This window comes from Ponticaulis profundi (genome assembly GCF_042659465.1).
Taxonomy (GTDB): Bacteria; Pseudomonadota; Alphaproteobacteria; order Caulobacterales; family Hyphomonadaceae; genus Ponticaulis; species Ponticaulis profundi.
In genome coordinates this window covers 1-1,273 of sequence record NZ_JBHSSW010000027.1, presented here as the reverse complement: position 1 = coordinate 1,273, position 1,273 = coordinate 1, and the positions used below count along the sequence as shown (strand labels likewise).

2 protein-coding genes are annotated in these 1,273 nt (G+C 58.2%); both read right to left on the bottom strand.

Going from position 1 to position 1,273, the window contains the following annotated elements; translation table 11 throughout:
* Positions 1-43: 43 nt before the first annotated feature.
* Positions 44-994, bottom strand: a complete 951-nt coding sequence (locus tag ACFQDM_RS13740) for an IS3 family transposase (RefSeq protein WP_377379955.1) — start codon at positions 992-994, stop codon at positions 44-46.
* The gene (locus ACFQDM_RS13735) at positions 879-1,196 is read right to left on the bottom strand and encodes a transposase (protein ID WP_377379953.1); all 318 of its coding nucleotides are present in this window, start codon (positions 1,194-1,196) and stop codon (positions 879-881) included. The genes ACFQDM_RS13740 and ACFQDM_RS13735 overlap by 116 nt, the downstream gene beginning before the upstream one ends.
* Positions 1,197-1,273 lie beyond the last annotated feature (77 nt).

Here is a 1,273-nt window from a genome sequence, read left to right as displayed (position 1 = left end):
GTGGAGTGAACCCCATGAGCTGGACCACATGGCACCATTCGAACTAAGCCGCTTTCTGGGCAAACAGGGTTTCGAATTCCTCGGGGGTTCTGTAGCTGAGGGCTGAGTGAAGCCTTCTCGTGTTGTAGATCTGCTCAATGAAGATCGGCAAGCGGACTGCCACATCGGCAAAAGTCTCGTAACCGGCTCGATAGACCTCCTCGACCTTCAGGGTTTTCATAAAGCTTTCAGCCTGCGCGTTATGATAAGGATTGCCGACGCTGCTCATCGAACCGCGCAAGCCTGAAGCATCAAGGGCGTCCCGATAGCTTTGGGATGCGTACTGACAGCCGCGATCCGTATGATGAATGCAGCCCTCGGAAGGCTTTCTGGTCATGACGGCCGCGCGCAGAGCTGCGAGTGCCAGTTCCGTATCCAGATGCTGTGACAATGCATAGCCTATGACTTTGCGGCTACAGGCATCCAGGATGGCGGCCAGGTAGCAGAAGCCTGTGACGACACGGATGTAGGTGAAATCCGCGACCCAGACCCTGTCAGGGCGATCGGGAATGAGGTTGCGATACAGGTTGGGAAAGATTGGAGAGTCATGCCGGCTGTCAGTCGTACGCACAGAGCGCTTGCGGGGCTTGATGCCCAGTCCCGCTACTCGCATGACCCGTGCTACCCTCTTGTGATTGATTGCAAAACCACGGCGCCGAAGCTCGTGGGTCACGCGTCTATAGCCATAGCAGGGTAGCTCATCCTGGACATCTTCGATGATGGCGGTGAGTTCGCCGTCCGTCAGCGTGAGGGTCCTGGCAGAGCGGTAGTAGTAGGTGCTGCGCGGCAGGTTCATGGCTTTGCACCCCCGTCTGACGGAGCAGCCAAGGGGCCGCTGATCACGAAGGATCTTTCGCTGCCGCCCGCGGTCGACATCCGTGGTGTTTTTTTGCAAGATCCAGCTCCATCGTGAGCTGACCCACCTTCCGCTCGAGCGCGGCAATGCGAGCTTCATACTCTGCAATGACACTGGCCTCGGCTTCCTCGTCGTTCAACTCGCCCCGGTCATATTGCGTGAGCCATAGCTGAATGAGGTTAGCGGAAAGATTGTGGCTGCGCTGCGCATCGCGCCGCCCAAGAGCACCAGTGCGGATGTCTTGGCAAAGCTGCAGCTTGAACGGCGTGGAATGCCGGCGGTAGGGACCTCGTGACGTCATGGGCCTTCTCCAATCAAGGCCCGTCCAGCGTATCAGTTTCCTAGGGGCCTGTGGTCCAGCCCATGGGGTTCACTCCA

Bases quoted from the DNA above. Each gene is read 5' to 3' on its own strand.
- ACFQDM_RS13740 (WP_377379955.1), bottom strand. From the start codon at position 994: ATGAAGCTCGCATTGCCGCGCTCGAGCGGAAGGTGGGTCAGCTCACGA.
- ACFQDM_RS13735 (WP_377379953.1), bottom strand. From the start codon at position 1,196: ATGACGTCACGAGGTCCCTACCGCCGGCATTCCACGCCGTTCAAGCTG.